Annotated in this window: 11 protein-coding genes and 1 pseudogene; 4 read left to right on the top strand and 8 right to left on the bottom strand. The window is 71.4% G+C overall.

What is annotated here, in order from left to right; translation table 11 throughout:
- Nucleotides 1-241 precede the first annotated feature (241 nt).
- Both ACIG0D_RS25485 and ACIG0D_RS25480 read left to right on the top strand, forming a co-directional pair.
- Complete coding sequence (locus ACIG0D_RS25485) at nt 242-2,503, top strand: MMPL family transporter (protein ID WP_399805092.1); 2,262 nt, start codon at nt 242-244, stop codon at nt 2,501-2,503.
- Between the two features lie 187 nt (nt 2,504-2,690).
- Nucleotides 2,691-3,653: a hypothetical protein gene (locus ACIG0D_RS25480; protein ID WP_399805089.1), complete on the top strand. Its 963-nt coding sequence runs from the start codon at nt 2,691-2,693 to the stop codon at nt 3,651-3,653.
- A 116-nt stretch (nt 3,654-3,769) separates the two neighbouring features.
- Here ACIG0D_RS25480 and mgt read toward each other — a convergent pair.
- The 4 genes and pseudogenes from mgt to ACIG0D_RS25460 form a co-directional block, all read right to left on the bottom strand.
- A pseudogene (gene mgt, locus ACIG0D_RS25475) lies at nt 3,770-5,030 on the bottom strand (macrolide-inactivating glycosyltransferase).
- 72 nt (nt 5,031-5,102) lie between these two features.
- Entirely contained in the window at nt 5,103-6,392 is a 1,290-nt protein-coding gene (locus ACIG0D_RS25470; RefSeq protein ID WP_399805086.1) for an ABC transporter substrate-binding protein, read from the bottom strand.
- Nucleotides 6,392-7,225: a carbohydrate ABC transporter permease gene (locus tag ACIG0D_RS25465; RefSeq protein ID WP_399805083.1), complete on the bottom strand. Its 834-nt coding sequence runs from the start codon at nt 7,223-7,225 to the stop codon at nt 6,392-6,394. The genes ACIG0D_RS25470 and ACIG0D_RS25465 overlap by 1 nt, the downstream gene beginning before the upstream one ends.
- Nucleotides 7,222-8,157, bottom strand: coding sequence for a carbohydrate ABC transporter permease (locus tag ACIG0D_RS25460; protein ID WP_399805080.1), 936 nt, complete (start codon nt 8,155-8,157; stop codon nt 7,222-7,224). Before ACIG0D_RS25460 ends, ACIG0D_RS25465 begins: the two co-directional genes overlap by 4 nt.
- A 205-nt stretch (nt 8,158-8,362) precedes the next feature.
- Between ACIG0D_RS25460 and ACIG0D_RS25455 the strand changes: the two genes are divergently transcribed.
- Nucleotides 8,363-9,226: a phosphotransferase enzyme family protein gene (locus ACIG0D_RS25455; RefSeq protein ID WP_399805077.1), complete on the top strand. Its 864-nt coding sequence runs from the start codon at nt 8,363-8,365 to the stop codon at nt 9,224-9,226.
- Nucleotides 9,227-9,389: 163 nt separating this feature from the next.
- On the opposite strand, the gene ACIG0D_RS25450 is transcribed toward ACIG0D_RS25455, so the two are convergent.
- The 4 genes from ACIG0D_RS25450 to ACIG0D_RS25435 all read right to left on the bottom strand — a co-directional run bounded on the left by ACIG0D_RS25450 (nt 9,390) and on the right by ACIG0D_RS25435 (nt 13,840).
- Nucleotides 9,390-10,115: a 3'-5' exonuclease gene (locus ACIG0D_RS25450; protein WP_399805074.1), complete on the bottom strand. Its 726-nt coding sequence runs from the start codon at nt 10,113-10,115 to the stop codon at nt 9,390-9,392.
- 129 nt (nt 10,116-10,244) lie between these two features.
- Nucleotides 10,245-11,495 carry an SAV2148 family HEPN domain-containing protein gene (locus ACIG0D_RS25445; RefSeq protein ID WP_399805071.1) on the bottom strand — a complete coding sequence of 417 codons (1,251 nt, stop codon included), beginning with the start codon at nt 11,493-11,495 and terminating at the stop codon, nt 10,245-10,247.
- A gap of 101 nt (nt 11,496-11,596) precedes the next feature.
- Complete coding sequence (locus ACIG0D_RS25440) at nt 11,597-12,925, bottom strand: copper amine oxidase (protein ID WP_399805068.1); 1,329 nt, start codon at nt 12,923-12,925, stop codon at nt 11,597-11,599.
- A gap of 81 nt (nt 12,926-13,006) precedes the next feature.
- Nucleotides 13,007-13,840, bottom strand: coding sequence for a Tat pathway signal sequence domain protein (locus tag ACIG0D_RS25435; RefSeq protein WP_399805065.1), 834 nt, complete (start codon nt 13,838-13,840; stop codon nt 13,007-13,009).
- Nucleotides 13,841-14,025: 185 nt separating this feature from the next.
- Between ACIG0D_RS25435 and glgX the strand changes: the two genes are divergently transcribed.
- A complete protein-coding gene (gene glgX / locus ACIG0D_RS25430; protein WP_399805062.1) occupies nt 14,026-16,143 on the top strand; it encodes a glycogen debranching protein GlgX in 2,118 nt (705 codons plus the stop codon).
- Nucleotides 16,144-16,162 lie beyond the last annotated feature (19 nt).

Here is a 16,162-nt window from a genome sequence, read left to right as displayed (position 1 = left end):
AACAGGGGTGCGCCGACCGGCCGTCGGTTCGGGGATGTCCCGATAGATGTAAGGGGCCGGTGTCCTCCTCAGTGGTGAGAGGCGGGGGGCCGAGGGGAGGACACGGGGGCGCCGCGCTTCACCGGGCAGCACGACGAGATGGCTTCGTCCGGCCCCTACGGTCGGTAGCGACAGGGGGCGGCAGGGGGCCGTCGCCGCACACGAGGGGCAGCCCGGCATGAAGACCGGCAGGGGGACCGTCATGTCCAACGGAGAGACACGGGTACGGGGGTTCGCCGCCCGTGCGGGCGGCTGGAGCGCCCGCCACCGCTGGGCGGCGATCGGCATATGGGTGCTGTTCGTCGTCCTGGCGATGGGGCTCGGCTCGGCCGCGGGCCGGGTCGATGTCAAGGACAGCGACCAGATCAAGGGCGAGACGCACACCGCGGCGAAGATCATCGAAGACGCGGGGATCGAGGAACCGGCCGGTGAGACGGTCCTCATCCAGTCGAAGGACGGCCGGCTGAAGGCGACCGACGCGGAGTTCCGCGCCGCCGTCGACGCCGTGGTGCGGGCGGTCGACGCGACCGGCCGGGTCACCGACATCAGCTCGCCGTACGACACGAAGACGATCTCGGCGGACGGCCGCAGCGCGCTGGTGCAGTTCGACATGCGCGGCGACGCGGACACCGCGGGCGAGCGCGTCGAGCCCGTGCTGAAGGCCGTCGAGAAGGTCCAGGAGGGCCACGAAGCGCTGCGGATCGAGCAGATCGGCGGCGCGAGCATGATGAAGACGTTCGACGACGCGTTCGGCGACGACTTCAAGAAGGCCGAGTACTCCGCCGTCCCGGTCGCCCTCGGCATCCTGCTGATCGCGTTCGGCGCGGTGGTGGCGGCGCTGCTGCCGGTGCTGCTGGCCATCACCGCGATCATGGCGACGATGGGTCTGATGGGGCTTGTCAGTCATGTGATGCCGATGAGCGACACCGCCAACTCGGTGATGCTGCTGGTGGGCATGGCCGTCGGGGTCGACTACTGCCTGTTCTATCTGCGCCGTGAGCGCGAGGAGCGGGCCGCCGGGCGGGACGCGCAGACGGCGCTGCGGATCGCCGCCGCGACCAGTGGCCGGGCGATCGTCGTCTCCGGTGTGACGGTGTGCGTGGCGATGGCGGGCATGCTGTTCACCGGTATCGCCGAGTTCGAGGCGATGGGCCTGGCGTCGCTGATGGTGGTGGCCGTCGCGATGGTCGGGTCGGTGACCGTGCTGCCGGCGCTGCTGTCGCTGCTGGGCGAGCGGGTCGACAAGGGCCGGATCCCGTTCCTGTCCCGTCGGCGCCGCGACGGGGGCGGCTCCGACGGGAGCCGGTTCTGGACCGCCGTACTGAAGGGCGTGCTCGCGCGGCCCGTGGTGTCCGTGGTGGTGGCGTGCGGTGCGCTGCTGGCGGTCGCGGCCCCGGCGCTCGGCATGAAGACGCAGAACCTCACCCTGGACCAGGAGTTCGGTGACTCGCTGCCCATCGTGCAGACGTACAACCGGGTCAACGAGGCCTTCCCGGGCGGCTCCGACCCGGCCGAGGTGGTCGTCAAGGCGGACGACATCAACGCGCCCGAGGTGCGCGACGCGCTCGCCGCGTTCCGGGAGCGCGCGGTGAGTTCGGGTGCCTCGCGCGGCCCGGTCGAGATCAAGCTGCACGACGAGCGGAACATCGCCTTCGTCTACGTCCCGCTGGTCGGCGGCTCCGACCTGGACAAGGCGGGCGCCAGCCTGGACAAGCTGCGCGACGAGGTCCGCCCGGCCACGCTCGGCGAGGTCGACGGCGTCGAGGCGCCGATCACCGGGCAGGTCGCGGGGTCGAAGGACTTCAACGACCAGCTCGTCGGCTCGGTCGTGCCGGTGTTCGTCTTCGTGGTGCTCTTCGCGTTCGTGCTGATGCTGCTGTCGTTCCGGTCACTGACCGTGGCGGTCACCTCGATCGTGCTGAACCTGCTGTCGGTGGGGGCCGCCTACGGCATCCTGGTCGCCGTCTTCCAGCACGGCTGGGGCGCCTCCCTGGTGGGCGCGGAGGGCGTCGGCGCGATCGTGAGCTGGCTCCCGCTGTTCCTGTTCGTGATCCTCTTCGGTCTGTCGATGGACTACCACGTGTTCGTGGTGTCGCGGATCCGCGAGGCGCGGCTGCGCGGCCGGACCACCAAGGAGGCGATCACCCACGGCGTGGTCACCACGGCCGGGGTGGTCACCAGCGCCGCGGTCATCATGGTCGCCGTCTTCGCGATCTTCGGCACGCTGTCCATGCAGTCCATGAAGCAGATGGGCGTGGGCCTCGCGGCGGCGGTGCTGATCGACGCGACGATCATCCGGGGTGTGCTGCTGCCCGCGGTGATGGCGCTGCTGGGCGAGCGCAACTGGTACCTGCCGCGGTGGCTGAACCGGCTGCCCGACCTCACCCACGACGAGGCGCCCGAGGCGATCACGGCGCGGCCGGCGCGGGACGAGGACGGCGACCCCGAGCCGCTGAAGGTCTGAGCCCGGTCCGAGGCGGGCGGACGGCCGGTCCGAGGCGGGCGGATGGCCGGTCCGAGGCGGGCCTGCGGAGGGTCTGATTCCCGCACCTTGGTCAGAGGGCCCGTCGGTCACGGGGGAACCGACGGGCCCTCACTTCCGTCTGGCTGACCGAGCGACGACCGGTCGTCGACCAGGGGGAGGACGACTCGTGGACAGACGAAGCCTGGTGAAGGGCGCGCTCGCCGGGGCCGTGACCGTACCGGCGGCGGGACTGCTGACCGCGCCGGAGGCGAGCGCCGCGCCGGCCGCGTTCAACGTGCTCGTCGGGGATGTGAACTCCGGGAGGATCTTCCTGTTCGACCGGAACAAGCCGTTCACCGACCGCGACATCAAGTGGCAGCTGAATCCGGCCGGTTCGGGCCACCCGATGGAGCACCGCTTCCGCGCCACCGACGGGGACGGTGAGATCCTGCTCGCGGTGACCGGCACCGCCACCACCGGCACGGCGAGCGTCTACCGGCGCCGCGACAAGAAGCTGCTGTGGTCGGTGTCGGACGTGAGGAACTACCCGCACTGCATCGAACGCGCCCGCGGCACCGGCGTGGTCGTCGTCGCGGGCCGCAGCTACGGCAGCGGGGCCGGCGCGGCGACCGGCGGCAGCCTGCATGTGTTCCGCCCGACGAACAGCCATGCGAGTTCGCTGGTGCGGGCGGGCAGCCCGATCCCGTTCCACCAGGCGCACGGTCTGCTGTGGGACCCGCACCTGGAGCGGATGTGGGTGAGCGGGGGCAAGCGGCTGACCGCCTACCGGATCGTGACGACGGCGAACTCGGCGAAGCTGGTGGAGGACACCGCGCGCCGTCTGGACGCCTTCACCCGCGCCCACGACCTCCAGCCCGACCACCAGCGCCCGGGCCGCCTGCTGGTCACCGACACCTATGGGGTGTACGCCGTCGACAAGGCGTCGATGACCAAGACCCGGCTGCACTCGCGCCGGTACGTGAAGTCGTACGTGCGCCACTCCTCCGGCGAGCAGATGTGGACGGGCGCGGTCGAGGACGGCAACGTCTTCGGCACGAAGTACGTCCACTTCAACGTCAGCGGGGTGGCAAGGGCGCGGGAGGGCGCGATCATCTACAAGGCCCGTCTGGACACCACGGCGTACGCCTGACGGAGGCCTGCGGCGGTACGCCCGGCGGACTTCACGGCGTACGCCTGACGGTCACGACTGCCGCCGTGAGGCCTGCGGCGGTACGCCCGGCGGACTTCACGGCGTACGCCTGACGGTCACGACTGCCGCCGCGCGGTGGGCAGTTCGGCCTCGATGAGGTCGGCCGCGCGGGACGTACCGCCTTCCTCGGCCATCTCCGCCTGGATGTCCTTCAGACGGCGGGCGGCCTCGGGGTCGTCGACGAGGGCGAGGGCGGCGGTGCGCAGGGCTTCGGGGGTGGCCTCCTCGGTGGGCAGGTGCCGGGCGACACCGAGGCTCTGGAGCACGTCCGCGTTGCCGAACTGGTCGACGGCCTGCGGTACGGCGATCATCGGCGTGACGGTGGCCAGGCCCTCCTGGCTGCCGCCCGCCCCGGCGTGCGTGACGAACAGGTCGGCCTTCTTCAGGACGGCGAGCTGCGGCACCCAGGAGTGGACCTCCACGTTCGCCGGTACGTCGCCCAGCTCGGCCGGGTCGACGTGCCGGCCGATCTGGAGCACCACGTGCCAGCCGGGGAGGTCGCCGAAGGCCTTCACACAGTTGCGGTAGAACTCCGGCTGCTTGGTGAAGGCCGAGCCCAGCGAGACGAGGACCACCTTCTCGGCGCCGGCGGGCCGCTGCCAGTCGCCCTCGGCGGTGCGGTCGCCCTGGCAGGCACCGACGAAGGTGTACACGCTCTCGTCGACCCGGTCGGCGTTCCACTGGAGCACCTTCGGGATGAGGACGAGCGAGCGGGCGGGGCGGACGACGAAGTCGTCGGGATGGAGGCCGATCCCGTTCTCCTCCAGCCAGGCGTGGAAGCGGGCGTAGTAGGCCCGGCCGCGCTCGGTCTTCTTCGGCTCCTCCCACATGGGGGCGGCGACCTCCTCCTCGTACCCCTCCCAGGCGACCATGTGCGGCGCCAGGGAGATCGCGGGGACGCCCCAGCGGTGGGCGAGGACCCTCGCCGGGTAGGCGGCCGTGTCGTGCAGCACGAGGTCGGGTTCGTCGTCCTCGTAGGCCTCGGCCAGCTGGGGCAGGGCCTGGATGGCGTCGTCCAGGAAGGGCTCGACGTTGTCGAGCAGGGTGGAGCCCCAGGCCGACGGGTCGGCGTCGGGGCCGGGCAGCGTGGAGTTCCAGAGCTTCGGTTCGGCGCCGGTCTCCCGGACCTTGTCCGCGAAGACCGGCGGGATGGCGTAGGTGACCCGGTGCCCGCGGGCGACGAGTTCCCGGATCACCTCCAGGCTGGGGTTCACATGGCCGTGGGCGGCGATGGAGAACATGGCGATATGGGCGCGAGAGGTCATGCCCGCAACCCTAGACGAGACGAGACGTCTCGTGCAACCGTGATGGCGGCATCCGAACCGCACGGTGAGCCGGGCGAGGAAGGTCGGCGGGAGCGAGGGCGCGGCGCCGGTGTCCTTACGGTGCTCAGCGCTGGTAGCGGGCCAGCACCAGGTTGCCGTCCTCCTCCAGGCGGTCGCGCAGCTCCTCGAGGCCGATCGCGCCGCTGTAGTACTCCTGGAACGCCGGGGTCGCCACCTTGTCCTTCCACTCCGGATAGCCCCGCACCGCCTGGGCGGGCGCCGAGCGGAGATGGGCGGCGAGGGCGGTGCCGGTGGCCCAGTCGTGCTCGGCGGTGTGCAGGGCCGGATCCTTCAGTGCCTCGGTGCCGGTGGGCAGCATCCAGTCGCCGAGGGCGAGCCGCACCATGTTCTCCGGCCGGAGCAGGAAGTCGACGAACGCGGCGGCCTCCTCCTTGTACGGGCTGTCCTCGGCGATGGACAGCGTCTGCGGGCTGACGCCCTGCGCGAGTCCATGCGCGCCGGCCGGGGCGGGCAGCACCTGCCAGTCGAAGCCCTCCGGGGCCTGCTGGACGATCTGCTGACGGTAGGAGAAGCCCAGCGGGACCATCGCGTATCTGCTGCCGAAGAAGCCGGGCAGGGTGTCGGAGCCGCCGCTGCCCAGGGTGGTGGGCGAGGCGCTGCGGTCGGTGGTGACCTGGTCGTGGACCGTGCGCGGCATCACCGCGTCGGCCTCCTCGAAACGGACGGTGACCTTGCCGTCCGCGCCCCGGTGGAACAGCCGCCCGCCCGCCGACAGGGACAGGTTGAGCGTGGCGGAGACGGGCTCCTTCAGCGGCCAGGCCACGCCGTACTTCCCGTCCCCCGACAACTGCCGGGTGACCGCGCGGAACTCCGCCCACGTCCACGGGTCCTCGGGGGTCGGAATGCGGACGCCCGCCTCCTTCAGCCAGGTCGCGTTGGCGATGAGGACCCTGGGCTCCTGGAGGAACGGCACGCCGTAGACGCCGTCCCCGAAGGTCGCCGTGTCCCAGGTGCGCTGCGGGATGTCGGCCTTGAGCCGCCGCGGCAGCAGCTCGGTCAGGTCGGCGAGATAGCCGCCGTACGCGAAGTCCGCGAGGTCGTCGGAGGCGTCGTGGATGATGTCCGGGGCCTCACCGCCCTCGAAGGAGGTGAGGAGCTGGTCGTGGACGCTGTCCCAGCTGCCCTGGACGTACTCCACCCGGACGTCCGGGTGCGCCGCGTTCCACTCGGCCACCAGCTCCTTGTTGACCTCGACGGACTCCTGCTGCCAGGCCAGGGACTGGAAGCGGAGGGTGATCCGGCCGTCCCGGCCCTCGTCGCCCCCGCCGTCACCGGAGCAGCCCGCGAGCAGCAGGAGGACCGCGAGGAGTGCGGCCGTGCACCTGACGCGCATCAGCTCTTCACCGCCCCGGCGAGCATGCCGCCCGTGATCCGCCGCTGGATGACCGCGAAGACGACCAGCGAGGGCAGGGTGGCGAGGAACGCGGCGGCGGCGAGGGGGCCGAGGTCGGCGACGCCCTCCGCGCCGATGAAGTGGGTGAGGATCACGGGCAGGGTCTGTTTCTCCGGGGACTTGAGCAGGACCAGCGCGAAGAAGAACTCGTTCCACGCGGTGATGAACGCGAACAGCGCCGTCGCCACGATGCCCGGTGCCAGCAGCGGCGCGGTCACCGACACCAGCGTCCGCAGCCGCCCGGCCCCGTCGACCGCGGCGGCCTCCTCCAGCTCGGTGGGCACCGCCCGGACGTATCCGGCGAGCATCCACAGCGCGAACGGCAGCGCCCACACCACGTACACCAGCACCAGCCCCGCCAGGGAGTTGATCAGCCGCAGGTTCTTCAGGACCAGGAACAACGGGATGATCACCAGCACGAACGGGAACGCCTGGCTGACCACGACCCACCCGGTCGCGGCCCGCGCCAATCGGGTGCGGTGGCGGGCCATGACGTAGGCCATCGGCGTGGCGATCAGTACCGCGACGACCGCCGCCCCGGCCGCGGCGAGCAGCGAGTTGAGCGCCGCCTGGAGCAGTGGCTGCTCGTCGAAGGCCTGCCGGAAGTTGGCCAGGGTGGGGTTGTCGGGGATCCAGGTGGGGTGCAGACTGCCCAGCTCGCGCGGCGGTTTGAAGGCCGTGGAGAGCAGCCAGAGGAAGGGGAGGGCGAGGAAGAGCAGATACGCGAGCAGCGCCGCGTACTGTCCGATCCGGGCTCCCGTACGGGTCCTCACGCGTCGTCACCTCCCTCGAGCCGGCCGGCCAGGAACAGGGCGAGCAGTACCGAGATCACCGCGACCATGACGCAGCCCATGGCCGCCGCGTACCCGAACTGGCCGTAGCGGAAGGCCTCTTCGTAGGCGAAGAGCATGGGAAGGCGGGTGCGGCCGCCTGGGTCGCCGTTGGTGAGCACGTAGACCAGCGCGAAGGCGTTGAAGTTCCAGATGAAGTTCAGGGCGGTGATGGCGAGCGCGACCGGGCGCAGGGCGGGCCAGGTCACCGTGCGGAAGCGGCGCCAGGCGCCCGCGCCGTCGAGGGCCGCCGCCTCGTGCAGCTCGCGCGGGGTGTTCTGCAGTCCGGCGAGCAGGGCGACCGTGGTCTGCGGCATACCGGCCCAGACACCGACGACGATCACCGCGGGCAGGGCGGTGCCGAGCCCGCTGAGCCAGTCGCGGCCGTCGCCGAGACCGAGGTCGCGCAGGGTCTCGTTGAGGATGCCCGCGTCCGGGTTGTAGACCAGCCGCCACATGATGCCGACGACCACCTCGGGCATCGCCCACGGGACGATCGCCAGCGCGCGGGCGAGCCATCTCAGCCGCAGGTCCTGGTTCAGCAGCAGGGCGAGGCCGAGCGCCAGCAGGAACTGCGGCACCGTCACCCCGACCGCCCACACCAGGCCGATCCGGAAGGACTCCCAGAACAGGGTGTCGCGGGCGAGGTCCGTGAAGTTCAGCCCGCCGATCCACTGGGTGGGCTCCGTGCGGCCCGACTGGGCGTCGGTGAAGGCCAGCAGGACGCCGTAGAGCAGCGGTCCGACGCTCAGCACCAGGATCGGGATGAGGGCGGGCAGCACCAGGAACCAGGCACCGTGGCCGGCGCCCCGGCTCGGGCGGCCCCGGCTCGGCGGGCTTTTCGCCGTGCGCCTCGCCTCGGTCACCAAAGTCACGTCATCGGCTCCTTCGCGCGGGTCGTGACGGCCTGGGCCCGGCGGCGGGCCTCCGTCATGGTCGTGAAGCCGTGATACGCCGTCAAGGCACCGCGCACACGGTCCGACCTGTGCGGATGCGAGACTGACCGGGGGATGGCGAGAACCGGCCACCCCGGCTCGATGACGAAGACGGCGGAAGACGGCGGCAGACGGAGGCGGGACGATGGACGAGGCTCAGGCGCGGGACGTACTGGCCAGGGCGGGAGTGCTGCCCGGCCCGGCGCGGGACGCCCGGCTGCTCGCCCTGGGCGAGAACGCCGTGTTCGCCTCCGGTGACCTGGTCGTCAAGGTGGGCCGCGACGCCGAGCTGCTGGACCGGGCCCGCCGGGAGCTGGCCATCGCGGAGTGGCTGGAAGAAGCCGGTGTCCCCGCGGTGCGGGCGGCCGAGCCGGAACCGCTGCTCGCGGCGGGCCACCCGGTGACGGTGTGGCACCGACTGCCCGAGCCCGTACGGCCCGCGGAGCCGCGGGATCTGGCCGCACTGCTGCGGATCGTCCACGCACTGCCTTCTCCCTCCTTCGATCTGCCGCCCCGCGACCTGCTGGGCGGTGTGGAGCGCTGGCTGCGTCTGGCCGGCGAGGCGATCGACCCCGCGGACGCGGCGTATCTGCGCGAGCGGCGGGACGGATTCGCGGCGGCCGCGGCGGCCCTCAGCCCGCGGCTGCCGCGGGGGCCGATCCACGGCGACGCGCTGCCCCGCAATGTGCACATCGGTCCCGACGGCCCGGTCCTGGTGGACCTGGAGACCTTCGCCGCCGATCTGCGCGAGCACGACCTGGTGGTGATGGCCCTCTCCCACGACCGCTACGGCCTGCCGGCCGAGGCGTACGACTCCTTCACCGAGGCCTACGGCTGGGATGTGCGCGAGTGGGAGGGCTGCGCCGTGCTGCGCGGCGCCCGGGAGACCGCGAGCTGCGCCTGGGTGGCCCAGCACGCGCCGGGCAATCCCAAGGCGCTGGCCGAGTTCGAGCGGCGGGTGGCGTCCCTGCGGGACGGGGACCCGACGGTGCGCTGGTATCCCTTCTGAGTCCCTGGTGACGGCAGCGCTCCGAGGGTCCCGACGACGGCAGCGCTCCGCGGCCTCCGCCGACGGCCACGCTTCGAGGGCCCCGGAAGCGCCGGCGCTCCGAGGATCCCCCGCAGCGGCCGTTCAGCCCGCCGTCGCCGTGGTCGGTTCCCGCAGCGGCCGTTCAGCCCGCCGTCGCCGTGGTCGGTTCCCGCACCGGCCAGGCCCCGTCCACCACCGCCGCCGCGTTGCCCTTGCGGCGCAGGAAGTCCTGGAAGTCCGCCGCCCACTCGGCGTACCACTCGATCTGGCGGCGGTGCAGCTCCGCCGGGCCGAGGGCCGCGATCTTGGGGTGGCGGCCGGCTATCGCACAGGCCAGCCGGGCGGCGGCGAGGGCGTCGGCGGAGGCGTCGTGGGCCGAGTCGAGGTCCACGCCGTACTCCGTGCAGACGGCTTCGAGGGTGCGCTTGCCGCGGCGGTAGCGGTCCGCGCGACGGTCGATGGTGTACGGGTCGATGACGGGGGCTGGGTCCTGGCCGGCGAGGCGGTCGCGCAGGGACGGCAGGCCGTACCGCCGCAGTTCGGCGGAGAGCAGGGTCAGGTCGAAGGAGGCGTTGTAGGCGACGACCGGGACGCCCGCCTTCCAGTACCCCGCGAGGACGTCCGCGACGGTGTCGGCGACCCGGTCGGCGGGCAGGCCGTCGGACGCCGCGCGTTCGTTGCTGATGCCGTGCACGGCGACCGCGTCGGCCGGGATCTCGACTCCCGGGTCCGCCAGCCATTCCTTGCGGCCCAGGGGCTGTCCGTCCCTGACCTCGATGACGGCGGCCGTGACGATGCGTGCCGTGTGCGGATCCGTCCCCGTCGTCTCCAGGTCGAAGCCGATCAGCAGCTCCCGGTGCCAGCCCATGGGCGGTCCCCCTCCTCGGTGGTGCGTTCCCCCAGTGGTCTCCACCCTCGCACGCGCCACTGACAATCGGCGGACCGCCTTCCGCTTACCGCCGCACCACGGGCCGCGCTTCCCGGCACAGAGGGCGATTCACGACACAGGGCGCGAATCCGCCCAGGCCACCTCGAACTCCTCGCGGTAGGTGGAGAAGAGACCGCCGTCGAGCGACCCGTCCGCGTCGTCCGCCCTGACCACCCGGCTGCCGCCGCGCAGCACCAGCACCGGCGCCTCCATGCCGCGCGTCCGGCGCAGATAGGACTGCACGACGGCGATCCCGTCGGAGCCGTCGCCGTCGACGAGGTAGGCGGTGAAGCGCGGCGTCTCGTCGAAGACCTGGATCTCGAAGGCGCCGGGGTCGCGCAACCGGGCCCGCACCCGGCGCATGTGCAGGATGTTCATCTCGACGGCCCGGCTCAGTTCGCCGCGCTTGATGCCCAGTTCGCGCTCGCGCCGCTTGACGGCGCTGGAGGCCGGGTTGAGGAACAGCAGCCGCACCCGGCAGCCGGCCTCGGCGAGGCGGACCAGCCGCCGCCCGGAGAAGTTCTGCACGAGCAGGTTGAGGCCGATGCCGATGGCGTCGAGGCGGCGGGCCCGGCCGAAGATGTCCTCCGCGGGGAACTGGCGCAGCAGCCGCACCCGGTCGGGGTGGACGGCGACGACGTCGGCGTACCGGTCGCCGACCAGGTCCTCGACCGCGTCGACGGGCAGCCGGCGCGCCGACGGCACGTCGCCGCCCGCGCCCAGGATCTCCAGCAGCCGCGCCGAGGCCCGCTCGGCCTGGTGCAGCACGGCCTCGGACAGGGCCCGGTTGCGGGAGACGACGTTGCGGGTCACCTCCAGTTCGTCGAGGGCGAGTTCGACGTCGCGGCGCTCGTCGATGTACGGCTCGAAGCACGGCCAGTGCTGCACCATCAGCTCGCGCAGCTGCGGCAGGGTGAGGAAGCTGAGCACGTTGTCGTCGGCCGGGTCGAGCAGATAGCCCTTGCGGCGGCTGACCTCGCGGACCGCGACCGCGCGCTGGACCCACTCCTGGCCGGCCGGTCCGGCGGCGGCGACCACCCAGTCGTCGCCGTGGACGGGTTCGTAGATGGGGCGCAGCACGGCGGCGACCACCGCGCGCATCCGCTGTTCCACCAGGTTCAGCCAGATGTACGCCCGGCCCGCCCGCTGGGCGCGGGTGCGCACCTCGCGCCAGGCGTCGGCGTCCCAGTCCAGCTCCGGGCCGATGGAGTTGGTCTCCATCGGTCGGGCCAGGGACACCGTGCCGGGCGGGACGTCTGTGGAGTTCCCCTCGTGACCAGCCTCGTCACCAGGGGGCAGCTCCAGCCCTCCCGAGCCCACCCGCGCACCGCCTTCCACTTCCGGCCACTTCCGTGTCAACGATCAAGGAAGGGTACTCCGGGAGCGGTCGGCGGTGCAGCCTGATGGACAGGGTCCTTTACTCAACCTCCCTCGTCCAGTTGGCCGTTCGTGCCCGCCAGCTCCTTGGGAGTGAGCGGATTCATAGCCGTGACGTCGCGCGGGGCGATTGAGAAGCCCTGCCAGTGGACCGGCATGGGCTGCTGGTCCTCGTCCCGGGCGATGTGGTGGAAGCCGATGTTCACCCAGACCACCGGGTTGGTCAGGGTCTGGCCGTTCACCCACTTGTCCACGGTCGTGGGGTGGCCGTCGGGGCAGTGCGGGTTGCCGCTCGCGTACTGCTCGCACTTGTTGTACTGGGTGAAGTACACGTCGTGCTTGGTGAAGCCGCGGCCCGGGTACTTGGCGGTGGGGCCGGGCACCAGTTCGTACGACCGGGGGTGCCCGTCCTTGTTCTTGCCGGTCGCGCTGACCACGCGCCACCAGCGCATGTTCTTGGCGTCGCCCGCGAGCTCCTTGGTCACCTTGGTGCGGGTGGTCTTGTTGCTGGGCGCCGGCTTCCCCGGGGCGGGCGGGGAGACCTTGGAGTCGTACTGCTCGATCCGGCCCTTGGAGGAGCCGTCGAGGCCGAAGTTGAGCCGCCAGAAGACGTTGTGGCTGTGGCTGAGGGCCTTGGCCTTGGCCCCCTTGCCGATGGGCCAGCCCTGGCCGTCGCCCGCGTCGTAGCTCTGGGGCGCGAGGCTGCCGGTGGCACCGACGTTCATGTGGATGGTGCCGTCGTCCTGGAAGCGCCACTCGGTGATGTACTCGTACCAGGCGACCTTGTTGACGGCGTAGACGAGCAGGTCCTTGCCCTGCTTCTGGTAGAGCTTGCCGAGGCTCATGTCGGGCTTCAGGCTCTGCAGGTGGTACGCGTGTCCCCGCGCGCGGGTCGTGGTGCACAGACCCTTGACGTCGGTGGAGTCGGAGTGCCGGGCATCGGGGACCCTGACGGTCCGAATGGTGCCGCCGGGACACTCGCCCGGTGTCAGGTTCAGCAGACCGTCACCGAAGTACTGGTCCGTCAGGTCCGCGTACTCCTCGATGCCGTCGTCGTACGGCACGTGGATCTGGGCGAGCTTCGCGCTGTTGAGGACCGTGATCGGGCGGGCCTCGCCGGGCGGCTGGTAGGAGACGTCCTCCAGGACGATCCCGGCCATGCCGCTGTGGCGCCAGCACATCCGCCAGGTGGTGCCGTTCGCGAGTTTCTGCTCGATGCGGTGGGCCGCGCTGCAGTCGGCGGGCGGGGCGGGGGCCGCCTTCGGCTGGGCGGCGGCCGGTCCCGCTCCGGCCGTGGCGCCCGCCGCGAGCCCGGCCACGGCGAGGGCCAGGGCCGTACGCGCGCGGGCACGGCTCATTCTGTTCATGCGCATGACGGAGTGACTCCCTTGCGTCAGGAGCAAGTTGGAAAAGTGGACTGATCCGAATCGGTGGCGTGCTGTCCGGCCGCGCGGTCAGCGGTCGATTTCGACGACCTTTCGGGCGCTCAGGTCGATCACCAGGTGCCGGGTGTCGATCCACGGTCCGTTGACCACCTTCGGGAACAGCCGCGCGCAGCGGTGTTCGCCGCACTTGTCGAGCACGGCGGGCTGGGCGCCCGGGACCGACCGGTAGACCATGGAGGTCAGCACCAGCTGGTCCGGAGAGGTCAGCTCCCTGCCGGTGGCGTCCTTGTGGTCGGCCTTGAGGCCCGCGCTGAGCGCGTCGGCGAGCAGGACCCGCGCGGCCTCGGTCTCCTCGGCGCGGCTCAGCGGCGGCTGGACGCCGTGCCGGGTCTCGGTCCGCTCCACCTTCCCGGTGTCCAGGTTCACCGTCCTGGTGACGACGGTGTCGTCCCGGTAGTCGTAGAACGTGACGTCGGCGCGCCGGGGCGCGTCCGCGGCGTCCAGTTCGTCGGTCTCCGGCTCGGCGAGCTCGATGGCGAGGGTCTGCGGGCCGCGTTCGCCCTCGACGTCCTCGCTGGAGTCGCGCAGCTGCCGGCTGAGGGCGAGCTTCCCGACCCGTTCGATCTCGTCGTCGGTGAGCGGGTCCCGGCCCGTGCCCTTCTCGCCCCCGGGCGGCGCCTCCTGGACGACGCCCGGTGCGACCGCCGCCTGCTCTCCCCGACCGCCCGGCACCTGCCCGTCGGCCACTTGTCCGGTCGTACGGCCGGATCCCGGCCCCCCGGCCGAGTCCTCCGCCCCGGCCGTCCCCGGCAGGGTGATCCCCACCATCAGCGCGGTCGCCGCGACCGCGATCCCCGTTCCGGCCACCACCTTCCCCAGGTGGCGGCGCGCTAACTCGCGCACATCGTCCCCCTACTCCCCCGCTGTACCTGGGAGTACGTACGTTGGTGCCCCGTTTGTCGTGCATACGCGTATGCACTGGTCGCCCGGTAAGAGGGAAAGAGGGCAGGGAAGGTTCCCTCACTTTCGAAGGAGACTCGGAGCCAAGGCAACCCCCGCGGCGCGGCACACCTGGAAGAGTCGTATCCATGCAGGTCTGGCCTGGAGAGGCGTATCCACTCGGCGCCACCTACGACGGCGCCGGCACGAACTTCGCGGTCTTCACGGAGGCCGCGGACCGAGTAGAGCTGTGTCTGCTGCACGACGACGGCTCGGAGACGGCGGTGGAACTACGGGAGAGTGACGCGTTCGTGCGGCACGCGTACGTACCGGGCGTGATGCCGGGGCAGCGGTACGGCTTCCGCGTGCACGGCCCGTACGCCCCGGAGCGCGGGCTGCGCTGCAATTCCGCGAAGCTGCTGCTCGACCCGTACGCGCGTGCGATCAGCGGGACGATCGACTGGGGCGAGGAGGTGTACGGCTATCACTTCGGGGCCCCCGACCGGCGCAACGACCTGGACTCCGCCCCGCACACCATGACGTCGGTCGTGGTGAACCCGTACTTCGACTGGGGCGACGACCGGCGGCCCCGCACCGAGTACCACAAGACGGTGATCTACGAAGCGCATGTGAAGGGCCTGACCATGCGCCACCCGGGGCTGCCGGAGGAGCTGCGCGGCACCTACGCCGCACTGGCCCACCCCGCACTGATCGAGCACCTGACCGAACTGGGCGTGACGGCCCTGGAGCTGATGCCCGTACACCAGTTCGTGAACGACCACCGTCTGGTGGACATGGGGCTCAACAACTACTGGGGCTACAACACGATCGGCTTCTTCGCCCCGCACAACGCGTACGCCTCCTGGGGCGACCGCGGTCAGCAGGTGCTGGAGTTCAAGTCGGCGGTGCGCGCGCTGCACGAGGCGGGCATCGAGGTCATCCTCGACGTGGTCTACAACCACACCGCCGAGGGCAACCACCTGGGCCCGACACTGTCCTTCCGGGGGCTGGACAACCCGCAGTACTACCGGCTCGCGGACGATCCCCGCTACTACATGGACACCACGGGGACCGGCAACTCCCTGCTGATGCGCTCCCCGCACGTGCTCCAGCTGATCATGGACTCGCTGCGGTACTGGGTCACCGAGATGCACGTCGACGGCTTCCGCTTCGACCTCGCCGCGACCCTCGCCCGGCAGTTCCACGAGGTGGACCGGCTGTCGTCGTTCTTCGACCTGGTGCAACAGGACCCGGTCGTCTCCCAGGTCAAGCTGATCGCCGAGCCGTGGGACGTGGGCGAGGGCGGCTACCAGGTGGGGAACTTCCCACCGCTGTGGACCGAGTGGAACGGCAAGTACCGGGACACCGTGCGTGACCTGTGGCGGGGCGAGCCGCGCACCCTCGCGGAGTTCGCCTCCCGGCTGACCGGCTCGTCCGATCTGTACCAGGACGACGGGCGGCGCCCGCTGGCCTCGATCAACTTCGTCACCTGCCACGACGGCTTCACCCTGCACGACCTGGTGTCGTACAACCACAAGCACAACGAGGCCAACGGCGAGGACAACCGGGACGGCGAGAGCCACAACCGGTCGTGGAACTGCGGGGTCGAGGGCGAGACCGACGACCCGGCCGTACTGGAGCTGCGCGCCCGGCAGATGCGCAACTTCATCGCCACGCTGATGCTGTCCCAGGGCGTGCCGATGATCAGCCACGGCGACGAGTTCGCCCGCACCCAGCGCGGCAACAACAACGCCTACTGCCAGGACGGCGAGCTGTCCTGGGTGGAATGGCCGGACGGCGAGGGCCTGCCCCGGGAGATGCTGGAGTTCACCCGGGCGATGGTGTGGCTGCGCAAGGACCACCCCGTCTTCCGCCGGCGGCGCTTCTTCCACGGTCGGTCGGTGGAGGGCACCCACGACGACCTGTCCGACATCGCCTGGTTCACCCCCGACGGCCGGGAGATGACCCAGCGGGACTGGGAGTCGGCGCAGGCCTCGGCCCTGACGGTGTTCCTCAACGGCAACGCCATCTCCGAGCCGGGTCCGCGCGGGGAGCGCATCACCGACGACTCCTTCCTGCTGATGTTCAACGCCTCCCCCAAGGCACTGGACTTCCTGGTGCCGGTCAACCACGGCCGCCAGTGGCAGGTCGTCGTCGACACCGCCCGCCCGGACGGGGTGCCGCCGGGCACCGGCGCGAAGGTGGCGGCCGGGGAGCGGCTGCGGCTCGTCGACCGGAGCCTGACGGTGTTGCAGCGGCCGGCCTGAGGGTCCGGGCCTGCGGGTT

This window comes from Streptomyces sp. NPDC052773, from assembly GCF_044547145.1.
In the GTDB taxonomy this organism is placed as follows: domain Bacteria; phylum Actinomycetota; class Actinomycetes; order Streptomycetales; family Streptomycetaceae; genus Streptomyces.
The sequence above is the reverse complement of the archived record's forward strand: the minus strand, read 5'-3'. Positions and strand labels throughout refer to the sequence as shown.